Source organism: Polaromonas sp. AET17H-212 (genome assembly GCF_002379085.1).
Lineage (GTDB): Bacteria > Pseudomonadota > Gammaproteobacteria > Burkholderiales > Burkholderiaceae_C > Polaromonas.
Window position 1 is genome coordinate 1 of sequence record NZ_NBZW01000039.1, and the last position, 21858, is coordinate 21858.

At 63.2% G+C, this 21858-nt stretch carries 19 protein-coding genes and 1 pseudogene; 11 read left to right on the forward strand and 9 right to left on the reverse strand.

What is annotated here, in order from left to right; genetic code table 11:
• The coding region (locus B7G53_RS20470) for a transposase domain-containing protein (RefSeq protein ID WP_141396417.1) at positions 1 to 108 on the forward strand (108 nt) is incomplete at its 5' end.
• A gap of 239 nt (positions 109 to 347) precedes the next feature.
• Here B7G53_RS20470 and B7G53_RS20475 read toward each other — a convergent pair.
• The 3 genes from B7G53_RS20475 to B7G53_RS20485 form a co-directional block, all read right to left on the reverse strand.
• Positions 348 to 932, reverse strand: coding sequence for a cold shock domain-containing protein (locus B7G53_RS20475; RefSeq protein WP_096671174.1), 585 nt, complete (start codon positions 930 to 932; stop codon positions 348 to 350).
• A 91-nt stretch (positions 933 to 1023) separates the two neighbouring features.
• The gene (locus B7G53_RS20480) at positions 1024 to 2763 is read right to left on the reverse strand and encodes a DUF262 domain-containing protein (protein ID WP_176491431.1); all 1740 of its coding nucleotides are present in this window, start codon (positions 2761 to 2763) and stop codon (positions 1024 to 1026) included.
• Positions 2764 to 2928: 165 nt separating this feature from the next.
• Positions 2929 to 3354, reverse strand: a complete 426-nt coding sequence (locus B7G53_RS20485; protein WP_441339009.1) for a hypothetical protein — start codon at positions 3352 to 3354, stop codon at positions 2929 to 2931.
• A gap of 212 nt (positions 3355 to 3566) precedes the next feature.
• Between B7G53_RS20485 and B7G53_RS20490 the strand changes: the two genes are divergently transcribed.
• On the forward strand, positions 3567 to 3992 hold the full coding sequence (locus B7G53_RS20490) for a CopG family transcriptional regulator (protein ID WP_096671178.1): 426 nt from the start codon (positions 3567 to 3569) through the stop codon (positions 3990 to 3992).
• A 27-nt stretch (positions 3993 to 4019) separates the two neighbouring features.
• On the forward strand, positions 4020 to 5102 hold the full coding sequence (locus B7G53_RS20495; protein ID WP_096671180.1) for an extracellular catalytic domain type 1 short-chain-length polyhydroxyalkanoate depolymerase: 1083 nt from the start codon (positions 4020 to 4022) through the stop codon (positions 5100 to 5102).
• A gap of 18 nt (positions 5103 to 5120) precedes the next feature.
• Here the strand turns inward: B7G53_RS20495 and B7G53_RS20500 are convergent, their stop codons facing one another.
• The 3 genes from B7G53_RS20500 to B7G53_RS20510 all read right to left on the reverse strand — a co-directional run bounded on the left by B7G53_RS20500 (position 5121) and on the right by B7G53_RS20510 (position 9789).
• Positions 5121 to 6362 (reverse strand): MFS transporter, encoded by a 1242-nt coding sequence (locus tag B7G53_RS20500; protein ID WP_096671182.1) that lies wholly within the window; start codon positions 6360 to 6362, stop codon positions 5121 to 5123.
• A 126-nt stretch (positions 6363 to 6488) separates the two neighbouring features.
• Positions 6489 to 8963 (reverse strand): penicillin-binding protein 1A, encoded by a 2475-nt coding sequence (locus B7G53_RS20505; RefSeq protein WP_096671184.1) that lies wholly within the window; start codon positions 8961 to 8963, stop codon positions 6489 to 6491.
• A gap of 247 nt (positions 8964 to 9210) precedes the next feature.
• The gene (locus B7G53_RS20510; protein ID WP_096671186.1) at positions 9211 to 9789 is read right to left on the reverse strand and encodes a DUF2889 domain-containing protein; all 579 of its coding nucleotides are present in this window, start codon (positions 9787 to 9789) and stop codon (positions 9211 to 9213) included.
• Positions 9790 to 10176: 387 nt separating this feature from the next.
• On the opposite strand from B7G53_RS20510, the gene B7G53_RS20515 reads away from it, so the two are divergent.
• The 5 genes from B7G53_RS20515 (at position 10177) to B7G53_RS20535 (ending at position 13990) form a co-directional block, all read left to right on the forward strand.
• Positions 10177 to 11457, forward strand: coding sequence for a phospholipase D-like domain-containing protein (locus B7G53_RS20515; protein WP_176491432.1), 1281 nt, complete (start codon positions 10177 to 10179; stop codon positions 11455 to 11457).
• Positions 11458 to 11774: 317 nt separating this feature from the next.
• Positions 11775 to 12449: a hypothetical protein gene (locus tag B7G53_RS20520; protein WP_096671190.1), complete on the forward strand. Its 675-nt coding sequence runs from the start codon at positions 11775 to 11777 to the stop codon at positions 12447 to 12449.
• Positions 12450 to 12660: 211 nt separating this feature from the next.
• The gene (locus tag B7G53_RS20525) at positions 12661 to 12942 is read left to right on the forward strand and encodes a DUF4389 domain-containing protein (RefSeq protein WP_096671192.1); all 282 of its coding nucleotides are present in this window, start codon (positions 12661 to 12663) and stop codon (positions 12940 to 12942) included.
• Positions 12943 to 12978: 36 nt separating this feature from the next.
• Positions 12979 to 13335 (forward strand): VOC family protein, encoded by a 357-nt coding sequence (locus B7G53_RS20530; RefSeq protein WP_096671194.1) that lies wholly within the window; start codon positions 12979 to 12981, stop codon positions 13333 to 13335.
• A 208-nt stretch (positions 13336 to 13543) separates the two neighbouring features.
• Positions 13544 to 13990: an SRPBCC family protein gene (locus tag B7G53_RS20535; RefSeq protein ID WP_096671196.1), complete on the forward strand. Its 447-nt coding sequence runs from the start codon at positions 13544 to 13546 to the stop codon at positions 13988 to 13990.
• Positions 13991 to 14083: 93 nt separating this feature from the next.
• Here the strand turns inward: B7G53_RS20535 and B7G53_RS20540 are convergent, their stop codons facing one another.
• Genes B7G53_RS20540 through B7G53_RS20550 form a run of 3 tightly spaced genes read right to left on the reverse strand, consistent with a single transcriptional unit; the run spans position 14084 to position 19407 of the window.
• Positions 14084 to 15163: a hypothetical protein gene (locus B7G53_RS20540; RefSeq protein WP_096671198.1), complete on the reverse strand. Its 1080-nt coding sequence runs from the start codon at positions 15161 to 15163 to the stop codon at positions 14084 to 14086.
• A 4-nt stretch (positions 15164 to 15167) separates the two neighbouring features.
• Entirely contained in the window at positions 15168 to 16625 is a 1458-nt protein-coding gene (locus tag B7G53_RS20545) for a hypothetical protein (protein WP_096671200.1), read from the reverse strand.
• Between the two features lie 19 nt (positions 16626 to 16644).
• Positions 16645 to 19407, reverse strand: a complete 2763-nt coding sequence (locus tag B7G53_RS20550) for a hypothetical protein (protein WP_096671202.1) — start codon at positions 19405 to 19407, stop codon at positions 16645 to 16647.
• Between the two features lie 358 nt (positions 19408 to 19765).
• Here B7G53_RS20550 and B7G53_RS20555 point away from each other — a divergent pair, with 358 nt between their 5' ends.
• From B7G53_RS20555 to B7G53_RS20565, 3 genes and pseudogenes are all read left to right on the forward strand, one after another.
• The gene (locus B7G53_RS20555) at positions 19766 to 20050 is read left to right on the forward strand and encodes an SRPBCC domain-containing protein (protein WP_096671204.1); all 285 of its coding nucleotides are present in this window, start codon (positions 19766 to 19768) and stop codon (positions 20048 to 20050) included.
• 115 nt (positions 20051 to 20165) lie between these two features.
• Positions 20166 to 21203 (forward strand): annotated as a pseudogene (locus tag B7G53_RS20560) (VWA domain-containing protein).
• Positions 21204 to 21324: 121 nt separating this feature from the next.
• The gene (locus B7G53_RS20565) at positions 21325 to 21633 is read left to right on the forward strand and encodes a VOC family protein (RefSeq protein ID WP_096671220.1); all 309 of its coding nucleotides are present in this window, start codon (positions 21325 to 21327) and stop codon (positions 21631 to 21633) included.
• Positions 21634 to 21858: the final 225 nt, after the last annotated feature.

Below are 21858 nucleotides of genomic sequence, written 5' to 3' on the forward strand. Positions count from 1 at the left end.
CCGTACGCATACCTGAAGGACATCCTCGAGCGGCTGCCCACGCAGCCGGCCAGTCGCGTCCAAGAGCTGCTGCCGCATCGCTGGCAGGCCCCTCTCTCCACTACTTGACCCTGTCGGCCGTCGTCAAGACGGGATCACCGCGCGCTTACCGCCTTTCGCCGAAGCTACACACCTCAACAGCGCCATGGCCAGACTGCTGGAGGAGCCTGTGATCCTGGAGCGGCTGGACAAACAGGGCATGCGGCCATTTTTCATGGTTCACTGTGAATCAAATAGGCCTCTGGCCCAATCAATATGGGCGCCAATAGCTACTTAATTGATAGCAAACCAATCCCGGGCGGCCTACCTTATCTGCACAGCTGGTCCTCGCAGGGCACGCCGTCGTTGTCGCCATCCATCTTGGTTCCGGGGCAGTTTTTCAGGAACCAGGTGGCTTCGGCGCAGGAGGTCATTTGGGAGCAATGCTGCCGGCCGTCACAGACATAAGAGGCCGTGGCGGCACGCGAAGAAGGTGCAATGTCCAGCAAGGGCTGGCCTGCAGGGAACGCCGCTTCACTCGCGCGATTAGTCGGGGCCACCTTCTGGTAATACGCGTAAGCCTGCCAGCCCAGCGCCGCCACCAGCAGCAGGCCCACCACCGACTTCAGACCGCTGCCGGGCGCGTTGCCCGACCGGCTAACGCGCACGGGGCGATGGCTGCGGTCGGGCTGGTACGCACCAGATTGCGTATCAGCTCCCTGCACCTTCACCGCGCACTTTTTGCCCTGGGGATTGAGCGCGACTTCAAAGCTCAGCGCCTCGTTCAGCACCGGCCGGCCACCGCGCCGGTATTCGGAGATGTGGACAAAAATGTCCTGCCCGCCCTGGCTGGGGCTGATGAAGCCAAAGCCCTTGTCGTCGTTCCAGCTTTTGAGGGTTCCTTCGAAGCGCATGAGTGGGGCTTTCCTTGGCGTTATTCACAACACCTAAAAACTTTTGCCACCGAGAGTCATTCACTGCGAAATTTCAACTCCCGTTGAGTGCCTACTGTCCAAAGAGAGTCTTGATACGCCGCCTAATTAATTTTTCGCGTTCATTCAAAAATTCTGGAAATTGATCAAACTCCCAAAGGGATGGATTCTCTGGTATCAGATGACGTTTCAAAAAATCTGGCTCGCGCGTAGCTAGCCAATCGGGAAGGGGCATATCCTGCTTGCCAATATTTTCGTGAGCAAGTAACAAACAAAGGTTGCCCAGCCTGTCTTTTTTGGGATACCAGTCGGATCGGTTTTGCTGTAGCAATTCCCGCTGCTTGAAGGCACTTTGAGCGAATATGTGATCTTGATGAAAAGGCATTGTTCCCCATGCCGCTCCGTCATATAGAAGCGATAAAGCGAGAAACGTTTGCTGCTGACCATAAGTCCGGGACAGTATTTCATCAAGTGCAAAATCATCAAATACAGTAGAGAGACCAGTCTTCGCGAAAACAGCAGTAATTTCTTCGACCGGAAAATCGGCTCCAGGGTGCTGCTGATCTTTGATGCACGCCCTAATGTCTTTCAGCAAACCGTCCGAGGCGCGTCCAAAAGCTCCTTTAAGCAACGCCATGATGAGCCAACGCCTGATTGTCTCTGCGTTCCGTGCCTCAAATACGGTTGAGCCACGCAGCGTCACGTTTGGATTTTTGAAAAGGTAATAGATGATTGGAATGAGCGCGTTCACGCTGGTCAAGTTATCGCGATCAATACCAAACGAGTTGGTTAAATCAACACCCCTCTCAACAGACCTCTTGATAAGGGGCCAGTTATCCTTAATCAGTGTGAGATTCCTCTCGTTGAAGTGCTCAACCTTGTAGACCACGGGGAGATCGCTAACCACGAGGCAAGACTTCATGATGAAATCTTTGTCGAACTCATTCCTCTTGGTAAGTTGACTGTTCACTCGATCTACAAAACTAAAAATCTCCTCCCTAGCATTTACACCGTCCCAACTTGAGGTCACCATTGATAACAGGAGGTCAGACTTGCTTAGTTTGGTCCCTCCTTCATTAGCCCTCACGAAAATATCCAAAACACGGTCATAGTCTTGGTCTATTTCCGTGTAATAGGCAATTACCTCATCGTCATGTATTGCCTTATAGAGTCGTTCGAGATTCCGCCTGAATATTCTGGCTTGACCCTTCGAAACTGCGTCAGGTAGCGCCTCTTCAGCTGCTTCAAGATAACTATCGAACTTCGCCGCCTCATCAAAGTCCAAAATTTTCCCAACTCGAAACCAGTGATTTTTTTCATCAGGCTTGGGAGTCTGCTCCATGAACTCGAATTTGAAATAGACACCAACATCCCCGGAATCGACGCTTGCGTTGGGGTCGGAAAATAGGTCAATGTGCAATCGCTGCGGACTCCATGCCTCCGGGTTATCCCTTCGCTTGTATTTCTTTTTCATGACATAGGTGCCGCGAAGGCCAATCATGAGAGAAGTAAGACGCTGTTGGCCGTCTAGGACCAAGCAGACATTGTTGGCCCCATCGGTATTCGCCAGTTCGTTATGTGTACCGCCGTGCACCGCCCTCTCCAAAAACTTGTAAACCTGCCACTTGTCTCGGTTTTGAGGCTTCAAATCCCAAAAAAGAAACGAGCTGATCGGGTAGCCGCGCATTATGGAATCGAACAGCTCAACGATTTGCTCCGGTTTCCAAACAAATTCGCGCTGAATTGCCGGCAAAAAATACTGCCGGTTCATTCTCTCAATTGCAACCGCAATCGTTTCAGACTTGTAGCTCATACTTTTGGGCATCCTTTTTGATCAATAAAACGCACGCAACTTCATGACCGTCGATTGCTAGCGGCACTACTTGCGCAAAAGGGTTGAGCTTACGTTGAGCATCGAAGGTTAACAACGCACAAATAGAGGAGGAGTCACCTCAAAGTCAGTATAAGCAGCAAAAAACTAAGCCTGCCAAACCCCATACCCCAGCTCCCGCAACGCAATCCCCAACTCCACTTCCATGTCACGAGCGCCCTCGTACGGCATCGGGTTGTACATGGCGTACAGGCCGGGCAGCAGGCGGATGCCCCACTTCTGCACGTACACGTTGGCCTGGATGCCGGCCTTGTGTTTGTCAAAACGCACATCGGGGTCCAGCCCCGTCATGCCGACGTACACAAACAGTTTGCCGAGCTGGTAGTCGGGGTTGGCCTTGCGGAAGCGCCCCACGTTCCAGACCTCGTCGGACAGCTCGATCACGTACACGTGGTAGTGGTGGCTGCGCGGTATGCGTGGCGGTTTTTTCGCGCGCGGCTTGGCTGGGGCGGCGTCGGCTGTTGCGGCCGGCGGGCTTTTCTTTCTGGGGGTCTTGCGGGGCGCGGTAGCCATGGTGGAGTGGAGTATGCGTCACGCAGCCGGGGGAGCCCGATTTGCTACCAAATACATAGCTGCTGGCGCCCGTCCGGCAAGGGCTGAAGGCCGATTTCACCCATGACGGCCGCCCTCGTCGGCCGGAAGCCAGCGGCGCCTGGCTCCACCATCCTGAAACCATCCCCAAAACATCCATTAACCATCCACACAGATGGTGATAAGATGGTTTCATGCCTAAACCCAGCAAAACCTCGCAGACCTCCCCGCCCCGGCCGGTGGACGAAAAAATCACCATCAACCTGGGCTGTGTGGACCTGGGCCAGATCGACCTGCTGGTGCAGGAAGGGTTTTACGCCAACCGCACCGACCTGATACGCACCGCCATCCGCAACCAGCTCACCACCCACGGCGAGGTGGTGCGCCAAGTGGTTTCGCGCAAGACGCTGGTGCTGGGCATCCAGCATTACAGCCAGGCCGACCTGCTGGCCGTGCAGGCGGCCGGCGAGAAGCTGCAGATCCGCGTGCTGGGGCTGGCCTCGATTGCGCCCGAGGTCACACCCGAACTGGCGCTGGCCACCATTGAATCCATCACCGTGCTTGGCGCCCTGCACGCCAGCCCCGCCGTCAAGGCCGCGCTGGTGCAGCGCATCGCCTGACCCCCTGAACAGAATCGAAAGAACCTGATGACCCCTGACTTCCAGCAACTGATGCGCAACGCCGCCCGCCTGACCCGCAGCGGCGACCTGCACGCCGCCACCGCCGCCATCCAGGCCGCGCTGGCCGGCACGACCCCGGCCCCGCCTGCCCCTCGCGCGATGCGCGACATGGCAGACGTGATCGACGTGGCTGCGCGCGAGCTGACCGACACCGACATCGACACCCCTGCACCGCCCGGCCCCGCCGGCGATGACGCGCCTGGCCCCGGGCGCTTTGTTGCCGGCAGCCACAGCAACGCCGCCGGCCGCCGCGACTTCAAGCTCTATATTCCTCCGGGTGCGGGTGGGCGCGCGCTGCCGCTGGTGGTGATGCTGCATGGCTGCACCCAGAACCCGGACGACTTTGCCGCCGGTACCGCCATGAACGAGCTGGCCGATGCGCAGGGCTTTTATGTGCTGTATCCGGCGCAGTCGCAGCAGGCCAATCCGCAGCGCTGCTGGAGCTGGTTCAAGCACAACCACCAGGCGCGCGGGCGCGGCGAGCCGGCGCTGCTGGCCGGCATGACGCGCGAGGTGATGGCGGACCACGCGGTGGATGCGGAGCGCGTGTATGTCGCCGGCCTGTCGGCCGGCGGCGCCATGGCCGCCATTCTGGGCGACGCCTACCCCGACCTGTATGCGGCGGTGGGCGTGCACTCGGGGCTGGCCACCGGCATCGCCACCGACCTGCCTTCGGCCTTGGGCGCCATGCAAGGCGGCGGCAAACCCGCCGCCAACGGCGCCAGCGGCGTGCCCACCATCGTCTTTCATGGCGACGCCGACACCACGGTGCACCCGGCCAACGGGCAGCATGTGGTGATGGCCAGCGCCGGCACGGCAGGCAGCGTGGAGGTCGAACAGCTCAGCACACCGGGTGGGCGCGCAGCCACGCGCAGCGTGCACCGCGCGCCCGATGGCACGGTGCTGGCCGAACACTGGCTGGTGCACGGCACGGCGCACGCCTGGTCGGGCGGCAGCGGCCGGGGCAGCTACACCGACGCGCGCGGACCCGATGCCAGCGCCGAGATGCTGCGGTTTTTCATGGCGCATCCGCGCCGGTCGGGCCACTGAAGCCCGCGCGTCGTCCGCTCAGCCGGCCCGCCGTGCGTCGCGCCGGCGCAGTGCCCAGGCGAAGAACACGCCTTCTACCGCCATGACGGCGCCGCCCAGCGCCACCACCGCCCCGGTGCCGATTTGCGCGATCAGGCTGGCGGCCACCACCACACCGACCGACTGCCCCAGGAACAGCGACGAGGCGAACAGCGAGACCGCCGTGCCGCGCGCACTGGGCGCCATCTGCGTGGCATTGGCCTGCATGGTGTTGTGGAACATGAAAAAACCAAAGCCGGCCAGCAAGCTGGCGGGCACGGCGGGCAGCCAGTGCGGCGTGAAGGCCAGCACCAGCGCGCACAGCCCCACCAGCAGGCCGCCCAGCAGCACCAGTTTCTGCTGGCCAAAGCGGTGAATCATGTGGCGCCCCACCGCCATGTACATCACGCCGCCCAGGCCGAACAGCGCCACGATGGTGCCCGCCAGCGACAGCGACAGGCCCAGCGAGCGGTGCAGGTGCGAGGCCCAGATGGCCAGCACGCCAAAACCCGCCGCCCCTTCGACCAGCGCCATCAGCAGCACCACGCGCGACCACGGGCCGGTGATGATGAGCAGCGCCTGCTTCACAAAGCCGGGCCGCGCACCCTGCGGCGGCGCGGCCGCCAGCGCCGGTTCAGCCGGTTCAGCCGGGGCCGCCTGCTGGCGGCGCCAGTCGCCCCACAGCAGCAAGCCCACCACGCCGAACAGCAGTGTCAGAAAGGCAAAGGCCCAGCGCCAGCCGAGCGCGTCGGTCAGCAGGCCGCCGGCAAGCTGGCCGCCCACAATGCCCAGGGTGCTGCCCAGGCCGGTGCGCGTGAGCATTTCCTGCAGCTGGTCGGACGGCACGGTGTCGCCGACCCAGGCCATGGTGAGCGGAATCAGCGCGGCCGCGCCCAGCGCCATCAGCAGGCGCGCCCACACCAGCATGTCCAGGCTGGTGGCCAGCGTGGCCGCGACGCTGCCCACGCAGCAGCCCAGCGTGGCAAAGGTGACGATACGGAACTTGCCGAAGCGGTCGCCCAGCGGGCCGTAGAACAGCTGCGCCACGCCGTAGGTCACGGCAAACACCGACACCACCAGCGCCGCCTGCCCCAGGCTGACGGCAAACACGCGCGCCAGTTCGGGCAGCATGGCGTCGCAAATGCGCTGCGCGGCCATGCTGGCAAAGGTCGCCAGCGAGAGCAGCACGATGGAGCGGCGCGTGGCCGCGGACAAGGGGGCAGAAGCGGGGTGGGTGGTCACGGAAAGAAGGGGTTCGTTGACGCGCTCAAAGCGGTCATGGAACCAGGCGCCGGCCCATTGTAGGCAGGAGCCGGCAGACGCGCTTGCCGCGCAGGCACGGCCGGTGCGCTGCGGGCGCGCTCCGCCTCAGCGCACCGGACCGTTCGGCAGGGGCGCGTACTGCGGCGCGCGTTCGCCCTGCGGCAGGCCAATCACCACGCCGGGCTGCGCCATACCACCGCCACCACCGCTGCCGCCGCCCGACATGGGCCGGGCGCCGGGAACCGACTCCCAGCGCGGGTCGCCGCCGGGCGGGGGTGATGCGTTCACCGGTGGCGGGCTGTACACGGGCGGGTTGTAGGACGGCTGTGGCGCGTTGACCGGTGGCGGTGTGTAGGCCGGCATGGCCTGTTCCTCGGCCGGCGGCTGCCGCGGCGTGACCGGCTGCGACGGGGACGGGAACAGCCCGCGCAGCCAGTCGTTGACCTGGTCGATCACCGGCTCGAGCGACGGACCCGTCCGGCCGCTGCCGCGCGGCGCGTCGAAACGCGCATTCGTGTCCACCACCCGGGTGCGCAGCGCCTGCTGGAAAAAATCACCCACGATGGGCAACGCGCTGTGGGCACCCTGGCCCCAGTAGTCGCTGAGCGTCACGCGGTTGTCGTTGAAGCCGACCCAGGCGCCCGCCACCAGCTGCGAATGCATCATCACAAACCAGCCGTCGGTGTTGTCCTGCGTGGTGCCGGTTTTGCCGGCCACGTCGGCCTGGATGCCGTAACGCGAGCGGATACCGGCACCGGTGCCGCTGTCGATCACGCCGCGCATCACGTCCAGCAGCACCTGCGCCGAAGGAATGGACAGGGCCTGCTCGGGCACCGCGGCCTGGAAGGTTTCCAGCACCTTGCCGTTGCGGTCTTCCACGCTGGTGATCAGGAGCGGCTCGATGTAGCTGCCGCTGTTGGCGATGGTGCTGTAGGCTGACACCATTTCCTTCAGGGTCACCGGGCTGGTGCCCAGCGCCAGCGAGGGCACCACGTCAAGCTTGCTTTGCCGCACGCCCATGGCCTGCGCCAGGCTGGCCACCTTGGCCGGGCCGACGCTCTGCATGACCTGGGCGGTGATGGTGTTCTTGGAATACACCAGGCCGTCGCGCAGGCTCATGGGTGCGTAGCTGGCCGGCGTTCCGTCGCGCGGCCGCCAGACGGCGCCGTTGCCCAGCGGGATCTCCACGTCGCCGTCCATGAAGCTGTCGGTCGGCCGGGCACCGTTTTCAAACGCGGCGCCGTACACAAAGGGCTTGAAGGTCGAGCCCGGCTGGCGGCGCGCCTGCTGCACGTGGTCAAACGGGTCCTGCGCAAAGTTGCGGCTGCCCACCCACGCCCGCACATGGCCGTTGCGCGGGTCCATCGCCACAAAACCGGCCTGCAGCCGCGTCTTGTCCTGCCGCAGCGCCAGCATGAAGTCCTTGTCGGCCTGCAGCCGCTTGAGGGCCTCCTCGTCGGTCTGGCCGGACTCGCGGGCCGCCTTGTACTCGGCGCTTTCGCGCACAAAGGCTTTGACGATGTCTTTTTTGGCGGCCCAGGTGCGCGGCCCCCATTCGCCGTTGGCCACGCCCTGCAGCTTGTCGGCCTGGCGGATCAGCGCCTGGTTGGCCTGGGCCTGCAGCCGCGAGTCGATGGTGGTGCGCACCACCAGCCCGTCGGCGTAGATGTTGTAGTCGTTGCGGTCGGCCCACTCGATCAGCCAGCGGCGCACAAACTGGGCAAAGTGCGGCGCGGGACCCAGCGGCTCGGTCTGCCGCTCGAAGTCGATCTTGAGCGGCCGTTTCTTCAGGGCCTGGAACTTCGCCTCCGGCAGCTTGCCGTGCTTGACCATTTGCGCCAGCACGATGTTGCGGCGCTGCGTGGCGCGCTCGGGGTTGAGCACCGGGTTGTAATAACTGGTGCCCTTGAGCATGCCGACCAGCGTGGCGCTTTCCAGCACGTCGAGCTTGTCGGCCGACTTGTCGAAATAGGTGCGCGCCGCCATTTGAATGCCGTAGGCGTTGTACAGGAAAGGCACGGTGTTGAGGTAGGTCTCGAGGATCTCGTCCTTGGTGTAAACCGCCTCGATCTTCAGCGCGGTGATGGCCTCCTTGATCTTGCGCGTCACCGTGGCCGAGCGCCCGATCTCCTTGGGGTACATGTTGCGGGCCAGCTGCTGCGTGAGGGTGGAGCCGCCCTGCAGGTCGCCGGTGAAGGTCTTGAATACGGCCGAGGCCGTGCGCTTGAGGTCGATGCCGTGGTGCTCGTAAAAGCGGTGGTCTTCGGTGGCAATCAACGCGGTGATCACATTGGGCGACATGTTGGCCAGCTTGACCCAGTCGCGGTTGGCGCGCTTGAACACGGCCAGCTCCTTGCCGTCGATCGACAGCACACTGGCGGGCTTTTCTTCCTTGGCCTTGCGCAGGTCGCTGATGCTGGGCGTGAAGGGCACCAGCAGCAGCGCATACAGCAACAACAGCCCGGGAATGGCGGCCACGGAAAGGGCGACGCCGCGCCGGGTGGGGTTGCGCAGGCGGCGCAGGGTTTCAGCGGCAAAGGCGGCGGCAAGGGGCTGGAGACGGGCGAACATTTTTTTCATCGGGTGCCAGTGTAGGGGTTGCCTTTGTAAGGGACTGTAGGACGCCGGCGGAAGGCGACGGGCGGACGCCGGGACTGGCTGGCCGCTGACGGCGATTTTCCCGAACTTTGGGAGTAAAAAATGGCTTCAGCCCAGGCGGGACACGCGCAGATAGCTATTGTTTTTATAGTGCCTGCCAGTCATGACTGGCCGTTACCGGGCATTACCAGCCGTTACCAGCACGGCCATCGCGCGGTTCAATCGCCATTCAGGCTTTCCGCTTCAAAGGCTGCCAGCCCGCAAACTTCGGGTAATGGCGCGCCACCACGGCGCCATCGAAATCCCAGGCGATGCACTTGCCCAGGTGGTAAGGCGGCTCGGCGCTGCCGGACTCCGCGAGGCCGGCCTGTGCGCGCAGATGGCCGCGGTACACCGGCACCGTCTGGTAGGCGGCCGTGGCCATGTTGAACAGCATCTCCCGCAGGTGGGTGCAGCCGCGGATGCCGCCCAGCGCCTTTTCGATGGCCTGGCGCCAGCCCGGCCCCATGGTGGCGCCCACCATCCGCTGCATCGGGTCAATGCCCTGCTGGCATTCGTCAAACGGCGCGTGGTCACTGACGCTGGCAATTTCCCGAATCACCAGGCCGTCGTCCACCGTGGCGCGTATGGCCATGCCGTGGATCGGTGTGCCCGGCGGTACGTCGCGCTCCGAGCGGGCATGGGCATAGGTACGCACGTCGGTCATTTCAGCCTCGATGTCCCACAGGCCGTCCTCGCGCTGGTAGCCGCGGTAGACCACGGCGCGGGTGTGCAGGTGTTTTCGGGCTTGCGGTGCGGGCAGTGGCATGGGCTTCAGTACTTCCAGGGCAGAACAGGTAAACCGCTATTTTCCCAGCAAGACGGGTCGGGCGCTGCGCTGACCGTGACATTCGCCGTTTTCATGCATCAAATCAGCCACCGGCCCTTATCCTACGGTCGGAAGTAGCTACTTTTTTTATAGCGTAAATCGTCCACGTTACCCCTTGCCCGGTCACGCACAAAGGCCCGCCACGGTCAGGCGGCCGCGACTCCGGCCTACACCCCCGGCGGCCTGCCGACACTACGCTGAACGCACAAATCCGAGGAGCGAACAGCCATGACCCAGCCCAACAACCACCGCATGCGGGATCGCCGTGACGCCTGACCGCCCGGCCCCACCCCGGCCCACTCTTGGTGCCAACACCCGGCTGACATGATGGAATCTTTTCTTGGCAGTGCGCTGCACGGGGCGGCGGCGCTTTTTCTGGGCCTGGCAGCCTTGATGGGCCTGGTCATCTGGTCGATCAAGCGGCACAACAGCCCCAAGCTGAAAATTGAATGCGACGAGTCCATTGACGAACTGATTCCCTCCCTGGCCGGCCTGACCCTGAGTACAGCCGTGGCCGGCAACTCGGTGGAGCTGCTGGAAAACGGCGCCTTCTTCGACGTGCTGATTGGGCGCATCAGCGCCGCGCGGCACAACGTGCACTTTGAAACCTTTCTCTGGAAAGACGGCGTGCTGGGCCAGCGCCTGGCCAACGCCCTGTCCGAGCGGGCCAGGGCCGGCGTGAAAGTGCGCGTGCTGCTGGACGCCACCGGTTCCAAAGGCGTCGGCAAGGCGACGCGCCGGCAAATGAAAGACGCCGGCTGCAAGCTGGTGTTCTTCCATGAAAGGGCGATTCACAACATCGGCGTGATGAACGAGCGCGACCACCGCAAGCTGGTGGTGATTGACGGACGCGAAGCCTTTGTGGGTGGTCACTGCGTGGTGGACGCGTGGCTGGGCAATGCCGAAGACGGCCAACACTACGCCGACCTCAGCGTGCGCCTGCACGGCCCCATCGTGCACAGCGTGCAGGCCGCCTTCAGCGAAAACTGGGGTGGGCAAACCGGCGACCTCTTTGTGGGCAAGGACGTGTTCCCTGCGCTGGCTCCCGCCGGCAAGGTGACGATTCACGCCGCCTATGCCAAGCCAGAAGGCTCGGCCCCGGCGGTCAAGATTCTTCACCACACCGTGATCTGCCTGGCGCAAAAACGCATCTGGATCCAGAACCCCTACTTCATCCCCGAGCCCGAGGCGATTGACGCTTTCGGCGCCGCCGTCAGGCGCGGCGTCGATGTGCGGGTGATGATGCCCTCGACCAGCGGCTCGGACAACCCCATGGTGCAGCACGCCGGCCACCGCAACTTTGAAAAACTGCTCAAGTGCGGCGTGCGCCTGTTTGAATACCCACACACGCTGCTGCACCAGAAAGTGATGACGGTGGACGGTGTGTGGAGCGCGATTGGCTCCAGCAACTTTGACGACCGGTCGTTTGACACCAACGACGAAATCACGCTGGGCATTCACGATGCCGCCCTGGCAGCGCAGCTCGATGCCGTGTTTGAAAAATACGCGGCGCGTTGCCAGGAGATTGACCTGAAGGCCTGGCAGCAACGCGGCTGGTGGCACAAGGCCAAAGACAACATGTATTACCTGTTCAACGAGGTGTTGTGAGTGCCGCGCGCCCCACGGGGCAGCAAGGCCTGGCCTGGCCTGGAACCACGCTCACCCGCTGCCCGGCGGCGCTTGGCCCAGCGACAGTGCGGTGCCGGATGGCCGAGCGAAACAGGCTGGATTGGGGACATCCCGAATGCAGCGGGCCCGGGCTTGAGGTTCAATAGATTCGCCAAGGACCACAAACCGCCCGCGACCAGGGCGGCGTCAACCCCCCTCGTTCATGCAGGGAGCGCCATTTTGCGCAGCCACCGGGTTGAGGTCATATGGCGCTGATTCCGTCAACAACCACCCATCACCATCAAAGGAAACGTGTCATGCGTAGATTCAAGTACATTGCCGTCGCCACCGCGGCGCTGGCGTTGCTCACCGCCTGTGCCAGCATGGAGGGCACGGGCCCGATGAGCTTTTTTGTCACCAGCGTGGGCAGCGGCAAGGGCGGCGACCTGGGCGGCCTGGCCGGTGCCGACGCCCATTGCCAGAAGCTGGCCACCGCTGCGGGCGCCGGCAACAAGACCTGGCGCGCCTACCTCAGCACGCCGCCCACCTTTGCCACAGCCACCACCCCCGCCGGCGCCGCCACCCATGCGCGCGACCGCATCGGCAACGGCCCCTGGTACAACGCCAAGGGCAAGTTGATTGCCCGCGACCTGGCCCAGCTGCACAACGGCAACAAAATCTCCAAGGAAACCGCGCTGGATGAGCGCGGCAACGCCATCAGGGGCCGGAGCGACAACCCCAATGAGCACGACATCCTGACCGGCACCCGTGCCGACGGCACCGCTTTTGCGCCGCAGACCGACACCACCTGCAAAGCCTGGACCAGTTCCACCGACGGCTCGGCCATCGTCGGCCACCATGACCGCGTCGGGCCCAACACCGACAACTGGGCCACCTCCTGGAACTTCTCGCACCAGTCCGCAGGCTGCAGCCCTGAGGCGCTGGTGCGCACAGGCGGCTCCGGCAAGTTGTATTGCTTCGCAGCCAACTGATTCCCGGGGGGCATCGCGCCCCGCCCCCGCCCCGTTAACGTCCCGGCCTTGTGCCGGGATTTTTTCGCAAAATGGGGCCTGAGCGTCTTCACCCGCCCGGCGCCAGGCCCTGCGCGTGCGGGCGCGAAAGCGGCTTGATGCAGGTCAAACCGCCGCCCCTGTTTCGCGCCATCATGCCCACAGTGCCTCACCCCACTGCGAAGGAATCACCATGACCGACAACGTCCTCGCCACCGTTCCCCAACGCAAACTCTGGGTGCGCGCCCTGCTGATGCTGCTGATGGGGATGGCCTTCCAGCTGGCCGCCTGGGTGCTGGTGGCCGTCGCCCTGCTGCAGCTGGGCTTTACCGTCTTCACCGACCAGCCCAACCCTCGCCTGCAGGCGTTTGGCCGCAGCATGGGCCGCTACCTGGCGCAGATTGCGGGCTTCGTCGCCTTCGCCACCGAGACCCTGCCCTTCCCCTTCAGCGACTGGCCAGCCGGGGACTTGTGAGCAACGTGCGGCTGGAACCAACACTCAGGATTTGCCATGACAACACCACCTGAAAACTGCCGCATCAACTACATCGAGCTGAACGTCCGCAACATCGACCAGGCCAAGGCCTTCTACGGCCAGGCGTTTGGTTGGACCTTCACCGACTACGGCCCGGAATACGCCGAGTTTTCAGACGGCGCGATGAGAGGCGGCTTCACCACGATGGCGCCGCCCTCACCCGCCGGCGGCCCGCTGGTCGTCCTGTACGCCAAGCAACTCGAAGCCGCGCGGGGCAGCGTCGTTGCCGCCGGCGGCACCATCAGCCGCGAGATTTTCCCGTTTCCGGGCGGGCGGCGCTTTCACTTCAAGGATGTGGACGGGTATGAACTGGCGGTCTGGTCGAAAGACTAGTTGATGCGTCAAATTGGCATGCAGCCCTTTATCCACGGGTGCCAGCAGCTATATATTCAATAGCAACTGGCGCCAGGTGACGCTTGGCTGGGCGGCTTTTTTTGCCGTTTCAATTATTTTTTTCTGCCGTTGGGTGTCGATTCGGGGCAACCCGAATCGTCGTATTGCCAGAGGGCGTTTCCTCTGCCTTTCCTAAAGGGAATCCATCATGTCCACCAACACAGTCAAACTTCACCGCGTTCTGCGCGCCACCCCTGAACGGGTTTACCGCGCCTTTCTCGACGCCAATGCCATGGCCAAATGGCTGCCGCCGAACGGCTTCACCGGCAAGGTCCACCAGATGGACGCGAAGGTGGGTGGCGGCTGGCGCATGTCCTTCTTCAACTTCACCACAGGGAGCGAGATCTCGTTCGGCGGCAAATACCTCGAGCTGCTACCCAACGAACGCATCAGCTACACCAGCGCCTTCGACGACAAGAACCTGCCGGGCGAAATGACAACCACCATCACGCTGAAAGCCGTGTCCGCCGGGGTGGAATTGCAGGCCGTGCAGGAAGGCATTCCCGCCGTGATTCCCGTGGACCAGTGTTACGTGGGCTGGCAGCAGTCGCTGGTGCTGCTGGGGCAGCTGGTGGAGGCGGAAATTAAGGAGTAAGCGGCAGCACGCAACTAAACAGCAAAACGAAGAGCGCACCATGACAACATTGCCCTGATTTGGACTTGGCTCTTTTACTTTTTGTGCGTGGACTCAGGGGGTCAGGGATTTCGCAAGTTCCACGTAGCCAGCCATGAGTTCGCGGGCTACCTCATAAATTTCCTGGTCGACGGCAGCCTCGATGGGGAGGACCTCGATCGAGTACCCGAGGCCGCGCAATGCCTTGGCTTGACGCTCGGCGTCCAGCAGAAACTGCCCCTCTGGCGCCACGGCAAAGAACTTGACCTCGCGCGGGTCAAAGCGCGGCATGAGCCACAGGCTGTCGCCGATCACCACGTACCCGCCCGACCCGCGCTGGTTGAGCTTGACGAACTGGTCTAGCGCGCCCGGAGCCGTCGTCCGCCCTTTCACTTCAGCCACTACGTCCAGTTGCTCCAGCACGCCGGTAACCACTATCTCGAACCTGCCGCCGGCGTCGTCTACATCCTGGACGACCTCCGGCTTGCGCAGGCCGCGAGCAACGATGCGGTCGGACCCTAACGCAACACCTCGTTCGCCCTTGCGCAAGCGTGTCGGCAGTTCCACCGAGCCCAGGATTCTGGAGTCAACCAGCTCCAGCTCCGGGCGCAGGCGACGGGCATCATCGACATGCATCAGGCTGTCCAGCGTTGCCCGTCGTATCCGCGGCAGGTTGCGCCCATACAGCTCCCTCATTGATCCTGCCAAGCCGTTGACGTAGCCGCCTTGCGTCAGTCTTGTCAGCAACTCGCCAGGCTCCAGATGCGCCCTCAAGGACAGCGGCCTCAGCTTCTCAGCCAGGTCCGCGATCATCGCCATGCGATCCTCCAGCGAAAGCGAGCGCGTAAACGATGCTTTGCGCAGCATCTCGCTCGCGTTGGCGACGCTGAAGAGCCACTCCGACGTGTGGTTAGAGCGGAGCGCCAGCCGCAAGGTGGCATCCACGTCGCGGTAAGCATTGGCGTCCAGTTCGGCCTGCCTGCGCTGCATACGCAGCAGCCGCCTGCTGCGGTCAAGGAGTGTCTCGGGCGTCAGGCCCGCGGCTATACGGGCATCGCGCCCCAGCGCGGCCGATGGCGTTTGGTCAGCCACCTCGGCCATGCGGTGAAGTACGCGAGCCGCCCGGGTGGCGAGATTGGGATCGGGAATGCCCATGGTCTCACTTGCCCACAGCAGGCAACGCGCCCAAAAAAGCGAACAGCACTGACAGCTTGCTCGCCGGCTCGTGCTCCAGCCCCAGGAGCAGCATTTTCGGATCGATGGTGGCCCTGAACAGAGTCTGCATCTGCTGATAGTCGTGGATCTCCTGAGCTAGCGCTATAACGCCCCAGACGAGCGCAACGCCCACGCCGATGGGGCCGGCCGCGGGAGCCTTCATCAGCGCAAACTCAATGCCAGCGACCAGGAAGCTGCGTCGTATGGCCTGGTCGGACTCTGTCTGCGTGGCCAATGTGAGGATGGCATCTACATCCAGGGCATCACGCGGCGGCAGGTGTCCGCAGGCCCGCTCGATGAAAAATGGCATCTTCCAGACGCTGAATTTGTCCGCCGCCACGATCAACGCAGCGATGCCCGCGGGGAAATACGCATGGGGATCGGCATGCTGCGCCGGGATCACGCGCTGACGAACAGCGTCGGTTCGCAAGGTAGCAATGGCTTCGTGGCTGTCGGCAATGGTCTGCGCAATATCGAGCGCGAAACGCATCACGCCCCCATCGGATGAGACGCCCTTGGGGGCGAGCTGCAGCACCAAGGGGTGCTCGCGAGCCAGGGCGCACAGTAGGGTGAAGTACTTCTGGGTCGCTTCCATCAGGTGGGCCTGCGCCTGGGTGGCCAGGCCCAAAGCCGCCGCGAGTTGGCGCGATTCCTCGCGGTCGGGATAAATCACCCCTCGGTCGGCGGCATCGACAATTGCCCTGCCCGCCAAACCGAGCGCCGCTGCGGTCACGACCAACTTTTCAACCTTGAGCTGCGAAAGCTCGTGGCGGTCGTAGGCGGCGTGCGCCTGATGCACGGCGGCGACCAGGGCCCGAAAGTCCTTGCCATCCACCAGCGGAGCAAACGATGCACCGTCATAACGCGGCGCAAGGTAGCGCGTCTGTTGCCTGGACAGCACGATCTCGCAGCGGTTCAGGTGCGCCAGCAACATCTCGTTGGCGATAAGTTCGGCCTCCCGCATGGCGTTCCACGCGTGTTGACAACGCCGCTTGTGAGCGCGCTGCACTTGCTCTTTGTGCAACAGAAACTGGGCACAGGCCGCCAGGTGCCGCTTGGCCACCGGCTCTCGGGCGGCACGCGCGTGCAGATCCGTGAGCGCGCGCTCAAAGCCCAGGTCATACAGCGGCACGGTTCCATGCACGCAGCGCAGGCGCGGCAGCTCAGACAGCAGGGCCGGGTCAAAGTCCATCGCGAGGTCCATCAGCGAGAACAAGGGTTTCTCGAGGGCATTTGAATCTACCGGCAACTCCCGGAAAAAGGAGCCATAAACCACTTGCACCTGAAGCGCCGACCACTCCTGGGCGCCAACCTCTTCATAGGCGGCAAAAGCCCACTGGACCGGCTGGCTGAAGCGGTCGTAGAGCAGCGTTTGCTTGCCGATGCGCACCTGGCGAGCCATGGGCCGCTGCTCCTGGGCGTCAGGCCTCGTCCACCCACGAGAGCAATCCATCGGGCTGCAGGATCACCAGGCTCGTCGGGTTGCGCTCCTTCCAGCGCGAACCGGTGACTTCTCTGCCCTGCTGCGGTACGCCGGTGGCCGAAGTAATGACCTCGGCGCCCAGGGCCAGCGCGGCGGGGTCCGACGGCAGGGGCGCGTGGTCGCCCTGCCAATCCAGGCCCGTCCACATGCGATAGAGCACCGCGGCTTCAAAGCCGCGACGTACAGGCAGCGTGATCGACGCCGCACCTGAGCGCATGAACAATTGCCGCAAGGGGTCGGAATCGGTGCTCCCGAGCAGCCCACTCCAGCTTGTCTCCGGCGCCCAGAAGTAGTCCTGCAACACCCACGACATGTGCTCCCACTCGAACGCGCGGTCCAGATAGGTCATCAGGCTTTCCAGCGACGCCACCTTGGCCGCATCGGCGCGAGGCCTGGTATCGGCGGCATCTATCACGGCGTCTACGCTTCCAATCGCTGCAGCCATCAACTCCATGACCTGACGCTTGAGCTCGGTACGCTCCAGTGCTCGGCTTTCCCGGGGGTTGGCGCCGGTGATGGTGACGCCGGGCAAGGTGGCGCGCGCCGCCTGTGCCTCGGCCTCTGAAATCGCAGCCTTGTAGGCGTTCATGATTTTGGCCCAAGTGTCGATGCGCCAGGCTTCGAGCAAACTGTCCGTCCGCTCGAAGACGACTTCTACCGACAGCGCAAAACCCCGCAAGCTGGTGATGCTGAGCACCACTGGCAGTTTGGTACCCGCCCCACCCTCCTTGCGATCGGCGGCACTGCCAGGCAACGAAGGCAACGAAGAAGTGAAGGTTCGAACGAAGTCGGTGTCGGTGATGGTCGGAATGGGGATCTTTGTCGAGCCGACCGCCAGCAATACCTCGGGCATGGGGGTCGGGAGCGGGAGGTAGGGATCAAGTTTATGAGCGACGCAGGCTCCCCGCGCGATGATGGCGCGGTACCCTGGTGGCACAACGATGGTCGAATCGGCCCTGGTCACCACCCCGGGACTCTCGGCGGACTGGGAAGGATCAGCCTCCAGGGTCAAGGACTGGGTGACAAACTGGGCCGGCGGCGGCTCAATGTCGGTGGCACTGTAGGCCGCAAGCCAGGTGAGGTAGTTCGCCGGTGTGATGTCGTCCGGGCGCAGTGCACCCGGAACGCCGCTGCGCACAACAGTAGGGGGTGGAAGACTACCGCCGCCCGCGTTGCCGCGGACCGCCAGCCAACGCAGATAAGACGCGGGTTCCGGCACGGTCAAGCCCACCATCAGACGCTGGCCGTAGTCCACCAGCCGCAGGTCATCAACCTTGTCTACCCAGCGGTAGATGCCCGAAATGTGCCCGCCATCGGCAGGATTCGCCATAGAGTGCAAGGTGTTGTCCTCAACCACTACCTTGGTGACCACCCGTTCCTGGCGGCTGCTGAGTTGACGCACCTTCTGGGTCGCTTTGGACACCACCTCCTGGGCAAACTTGGATGACTGCTTTTGTGATTGCTCGCGTGACGTGGTGCTGGCCAGGCCGAAAGAAGCTTGCGCCGTGACGGGGCCGTAAGTCCCCGAGATCGACGCTCCAGCATCAAGGTTAAGCGACTCGTTGAGCGTGGCTTCGGACGCCTTCTCCAGCTCGAATCGCTGGGTGGATTGCGTGTCGGTCTCGGTGGTGGCTTCCGTCTCGGTCATCTGAAAGAGGTCGGTCTCGGTGGAACTCGATTTACGGAAGCTGCGCTCGCGCAGCTCGCCCGACATGATGTTCTCGATATGGGCAATGTCGCCATAGGCGTAGGCGCTGCCCACCAGCTCGGTCATCAACAAATCGCCAATGCCTAGTCGAAGCGGCGCGGTCTCCTTCTTTCCGGCTGCAGGGGTGGTGGTGCTGGGCTTGGCCGTGGGTGCACGAGGCATGGGTTGCCCCTCAGACAGATCTCCCAGCGCCGCCATTTCGGCAACGCGGTCCCGGATCTTCTCCTCGGCCTTCTCGAGACTGACCTGCTGAATCTCGGCCTCGACCATGGCTAGCTCCCCAGTCAGCGCGTGCATGCCCGGGATCAGCTTGAATCCGGCGATCTCGTCAGCGGTCATCAACTCCGCCGTCAGATCGCCACCACCGCCGGAAATGTTGCGAACCAGCCTGGCCACCGCCACGCGAAGAAGGCGCAGTTCACGCTTTTGGGTCGCGGTCGGCGGCGCAGGCGCAGGCGTCGCTTTCCGCGAGCGCGTGTCTTTCTTGGGCTCTGTGGGCAGCGTCATCGCAACGCGAGCACCCAGATCAACCGACAGGACCGAACGCAGGAAGAAATCGCGGCAGCGTTCGGCTTGTTCCTTCGACGAACCGCTGTCGAACGCCGCCAGAACACGCTCTATGTATTCGATGGTGAGAATCTGCACCGCCGCCGCATCCCCCGCACCGGGCGCAGAGGTGCCCGTACCCCGTGCCGCCTTTGCGTACAGATATTCCGCAACGTGGCGAAAACCAGTCAGCATTTCCTTGAAGGTGCCATCGCCGCGACCCTGGGGAAACCCGACGTCAAGCTCGCGCTCGAGAAGCTTGGCCAGATGGGTGTCCGACACCGCATAACGCACACCCGCCATTTGCAGGGCAATCTTCTCAATCGCGGGGGACAGCGCACCGTTCGCCGATTGCCCGCGCACGGGCACATGAACCACAAGGGGTTTGGTTGCATCGAGCAGGGGCGCGGGCCCGCGAAGGCTCACAAATCGAAATACTTCGGCCATGTAAGCCTCCTTGATGGGTTAAGGACGTGCCAGAACGATGCGGTCGGCCAGTTGTAAGGAGACGTACATCAAGTGCCAGGGGGCGCTTGCTGACCTCTGCGCGGATGCGGACCGCGCATCAGTTCGTCAATGTAGGGGTGATCATCGAGTGGGTCAATGGTGGTTTTTCACAGCATTTTTCGACTGGCCCACGTGAAGGCCAAGCGCTTGCGCCGCTTCGACTAGCTATGATTTTAGTAGCTGCTCGCGCCCGATTTACAAGGGCCACAGGCAATTTTTATTCACGAAAGTTGCTGTCACCCAACGACTTCGCCGGGACCTCCCTCGAAATGAACGCCAAGGTAACGAAAGCTACAGAATGTCGTTTTTCAACTTCACCACAGGGCACAAGATCTCGTTCGGCGGCAAATACCTTGAGCTGGTGCCCCACGAGCGCATCAGCTACACCAGCGCCTTCGACGACAAAAACCTGCCGGGAGAAATGGTGACCTCCATCACGCTGGCGCCGGTGTCCGCCGGGGTTGAAATCCACGTCGTGCAGGAAGGCATTCCCGCCGTCATTCCCGCGGACCAGTGTTACCTGGGCTGGCAGCAGTCGCTGGTGCTGCTGGGGCAGCTGGTGGAGGCGGAAATCAAGGAGTAAGGGTGTCCAGACAGCCTGCCGGTCCCCAGACAGCTGACGACCGGCCTTCACCGTCCTGCAGCCCGGCTCTGGCGCCGTTGCCTGCTGGCCGCTTCCGGGGCAAGATAAGGTTTCCATGTTTTTCCTGTGGCCTCAATTTCTCTGGCTGATGCTGGCGCTGCCCCTGCTGCCGGCGGTTTACCTCTGGCTGCTGCGGCGCAGGGGCAAGCAGGCCGTGCGCTACAGCAGCCTTGGCACGGTTCGCGCAGCGACCACCGGGCGACCGTGGCGGCGGCATGTGCCGCCCGCCCTGCTGTTCCTCGCGTGCGCCGGATTGATGCTGGCTGCGTAGCGTCCCATGGCGCGGGTGCCGCTGCCCTGGGCACGCTCCACCATCATCCTGGCGATGGACGTTTCTCTCAGCATGCGCGTGAGCGATGTCAAGCCCACCCGGATGGTGGCCGCGCAAGAGGCCGCGAAACTGTTCCTGCGCGACCTGCCCAAAAACATCGAAGTCGGGCTGGTCACCTTCGCGAGCAGCAGCCAGGTGGCGCAGGTTGCGACGCTGGACCGCCCCGCCTTGGTGAAGGCGATCGACAGTTTCCAGATGCAGATCGGCACCGCCGTCGGCAGCGCCATCGTGACCAGCCTGGCCGAGCTGTTTCCGGACCAGGGCATCAACCTCGAGGAGATGACCTTTGGCAGCAAGCCGCGTGGACGCAGCCTGGACGACAAGGACAAACCGCCGCCCCAGCAGATCACCCCGGTGGCGCCGGGCTCGTACGGAGCTGCGGCCATCATCCTGCTGAGCGATGGCCGCCGCACGACGGGCGTGGACACCCTGGAAGCAGCCAAGATGGCCGCCGACCGGGGCGTGCGCATCTACGTCATCGGCCGGGGCAGCGTGGGCGACGCTGCAGCCATGCCCGAAGGCATGCCCATCTACCTGCAACTGGACGAACCCACCCTGCGCGAGGTAGCCCGCATGACCGGCGGCGAGTACCACCATGCGGGCACGGCGGAAGCGCTGCGCAGCGTGTACGAGAACCTGGGGTCGCGGGTGCAGGTGCAGACGCGTGAGACAGAGGTCACGGCCTTGCTGGCCCTGTTGTCGGCGGGGCTGGCGCTGGCGGCGGGGGGGCTGTCGCTGGTGTGGTTTCGGCGGGTCGTTTGAACGCCTGGCCGAGCGACGATCTTTACCAGGCAACCTGCAGGCACCAAGAACCAAGAACCAAGAACCAAGGACCAAGGACCAAGGAGGATTTGCGAGGAGCACGCCACGCGAAAACTGCCGCATCAACTACATCGAGCTGAACGTCCGCAACATCGGCCAGGCCTTCGGCTGGACCTTCACCGACTACGGCCCGGAATACACCGAGTTTTCAGACGGCGCGATGAAAGGCGGCTTCACGACCCTGGCGCCGCCCTCGCCCGCCGGCGGGCCGCTGGTCATCCTATACGCCAAGCAACTTGAAGCCGCGCGGGGCAGCGTCATTGCAGCCGGCGGAATCATCAGCTGCGATATTTTTGCTTTTCCGAGCGGACGGCGGTTTCACTTCAAGGATGTGGACGGGTATGAACTGGGGGTCTGGTCCAAAACCTGATTTTTTAAAATCGGCTTCCAGCCCTTTATCCACGGGTGCTGGCAGCTATTACTTCCATAGCTAATTGCTGTCATTGCGGGCCTGACCCGCAATCCATCCTCACCTCGCCCGCGCCTTTCTCGATGACAATGCCATGGCCAAATGGTTGTTTCGTGGATTTCAACTTAAGCGAAAACTGAAGCGCATTCGGCATATCAAGCGCTTTTGGAATGTAGATTCGTCTAC